General features: G+C 46.0%; 1 protein-coding gene. It reads right to left on the bottom strand.

Translation table 11 applies throughout. The annotated features are described in order from the left end of the window. A partial coding sequence (locus AB4585_RS21695) for a transposase (RefSeq protein WP_372170887.1) occupies positions 1–428 on the bottom strand: 428 nt, incomplete at both ends.

Here is a 428-nt window from a genome sequence, read left to right on the forward strand (position 1 = left end):
TGTGCCCCGAGTATATAAGTGGTCATTAAGTCCTTATTGATATTCAATATTTCTGTAAGATAGCTGTCTTGCCGTGGATTTAAGTTGCCTCTATTTTTCAACAACACCCAGCGTGAGCGCTTGACCCATTGCCTCGCTTTTTTATCTTGCTTGAGTTTGTTGGCTTGGTCGACTCTGACTCTATCCATTACCTCACGACCGAACTTAGCAACAACATGGAATAAGTCGTAAACGATTTTTGCGTTCGGGCAGTGCGCTTGAACTTCAAGGTCAAAAGCCGTATTCATGTCCATCGCGACCGCTTCGATATTATTGCCATGCTTGCCTAACAGCTCGAAGAACGGTCGTATGTCCTTGCGGCTACGGCCTAACCCTATCCAAATGACTTGGTGAGTCTTAGCGTCAGCAATGACCGTGGCATACCGATG

This window comes from Vibrio sp. 10N.222.49.C9 (assembly GCF_041474985.1).
Lineage (GTDB): Bacteria > Pseudomonadota > Gammaproteobacteria > Enterobacterales > Vibrionaceae > Vibrio > Vibrio crassostreae_C.